At 43.1% G+C, this 2,013-nt stretch carries 2 protein-coding genes; both read left to right on the top strand.

The features are described 5' to 3' along the window. The first annotated feature begins 247 nt into the window (after positions 1-247). On the top strand, positions 248-598 hold the full coding sequence (locus RMO27_RS09550) for a DUF5335 family protein (protein ID WP_309731748.1): 351 nt from the start codon (positions 248-250) through the stop codon (positions 596-598). Between the two features lie 119 nt (positions 599-717). Beyond that, a partial coding sequence (locus tag RMO27_RS09545; protein WP_309731746.1) for an HAD-IC family P-type ATPase occupies positions 718-2,013 on the top strand: 1,296 nt, incomplete at its 3' end.

The following is a 2,013-nucleotide window of genomic DNA, read 5'->3' as shown; positions in this document are numbered from 1 at the left end:
CACGTTCTATCCTTTGACGAATAAGGTAATCCATCGATGCTGATGCCGACAGGATTTGAATATTTTCAAGCTGCTGACGATAGTATCCTAGAATTATATCGAGAACAGTAGCAGACTTATGAACAAAAAAGCTTGGAGATGTAAGCAATCGCTTATAAATATATGGGTTACAACTAAATATCTATCCATTAAATATCTAATGTAGTTAGCTTTTGACAAGATTTATTAGATCGACAGGAATAGTAATATGAATAAGATTGATATCAATAAATCTGTACCGAGTGAAAGATGGCTGGAGTTCTTTGACCAGTTTGCTGATGGTAATCGGGGACGGCATATCTCGATTGAAATCCTTGATTCAGAACTCGGCGACGAAGAACTGATTAAAAATGCACCGTTGATGGCGATGGTTTACGATCCGCCTAAAAATGGCAACAAATTGACGATCGAGATTGGTAAAAGTGAAGTAACTTACGCCCATACAATCGAGTCACCCAAAGAGGTATTAACCGGACAAGATGCCAACGGAATCATGCTAGCAGTTCAGATTCGTGATGCTGCGGGAGTCCCAACATTGATTAGGCTCCAGCCTAGTTGAGCTAAAGCAATCTAAATAGAGCCTCCTATCAGCCTACCCCCGAATGACATTTGGTGGATTTATTCATTAAGCAAAATTGAAGCTTCAAGTTGATATTCATCTGAGTAATTAAGTAAGTTATGGCAGAAGAAATACTTGCAGGTACAGGAGCTGATGGCTTAACAGAATCAGACGTTCTGATTCGGCAAAAACGATCGAGATTTAACAAAGATAATCAAATGGATTCACAAATTCTCCAATTTTGGGCTTTACCAGCCGATCAAGTGCTTCAGCAACTGCACTCATCAGCCGATGGTTTGAGCGATCAAGAGGCGAAACAACGTTTCCTCAAATACGGCGCAAATAGTCTCAAACGGCAACGGAAATCGAGTGCGATCGGATTGTTACTAAATCAGTTTAAAAGCCAGATCGTTATAATATTGATATATGCAGCGGGATTATCTATTTTCCTCCAAGATCGAACCGATGCGATAATTATCCTCGCGATCGTTTTAGCCAGTGGCTTATTAGGGTTTTGGCAAGAGCGGGGAGCCTCGGCTGCTGTCGAGAAATTGCTAGCGTTAGTGCAGGTGAAAGCCACGGTATTAAGAGCAGGCATAAATCGAGAGATTACCCATGAGGACGTAGTTCCAGGTGATATTGTTCTGCTAGCGGCAGGCGGAAGTATCCCTGGTGATTGCTTGGTGTTGGAGTCGAAAGATTTGTCGGTGAATGAAGCTACCCTAACGGGCGAAACCTACCCCGCAGATAAAATGAGTGGCGTATTGTCTGAAGCTGCGGGATTGAGCGTTGGCGAAGCCTCTGCTTGTCAGAATCGCACCAACACTCTGTATATGGGTACTCATGTTATCAGTGGCTCGGCAAAGGCTTTGGTTGTCAAGACAGGCAACCAGACAGAGTTCGGGAAGGTATCGGAACGGCTCAAACTTAGACCTCCAGAAACCGAATTTGAACGCGGCTTAAGCAAATTTGGTTACTTTTTGATGGAAGTGACGTTGATTTTAGTAGTCCTAATTTTTGTCGCCAATGTCTATCTCAAACGTCCAGTTCTAGAATCTTTTATGTTCTCTCTGGCTCTAGCTGTAGGTTTGACACCGCAACTGTTACCTGCGATCGTCAGTGTCAATCTGGCGCGGGGAGCCAAGCAGATGGCGAAGAAACAGGTGATTGTCAAACGGTTGGCAGCGATCGAGAACTTCGGTAGTATGAACGTATTTTGTACTGATAAAACTGGGACGCTAACCGAAGGTGATGTGAAAATTCATGCGGCGATCGATATAGCTGGAAATGAAAGTGACAGGGTGTTATTTTATGCCTATCTAAATGCTGCATCTGAATCTGGCTATGCAAATCCGATCGATACAGCAATTCGGCAGCACAAAATATTCGATATCTCCAGTTATCACAAACTCGAC

The sequence above is a fragment of the Chamaesiphon sp. OTE_75_metabat_556 genome, from assembly GCF_031378165.1.
Taxonomy (GTDB): domain Bacteria; phylum Cyanobacteriota; class Cyanobacteriia; order Cyanobacteriales; family Chamaesiphonaceae; genus Chamaesiphon.
Note: the sequence above shows the minus strand (reverse complement) of the source record. Positions and strands in the feature narration are given on the sequence as shown.

Bases quoted from the DNA above. Each gene is read 5' to 3' on its own strand.
- RMO27_RS09550 (WP_309731748.1), top strand. From the start codon at position 248: ATGAATAAGATTGATATCAATAAATCTGTACCGAGTGAAAGATGGCTG.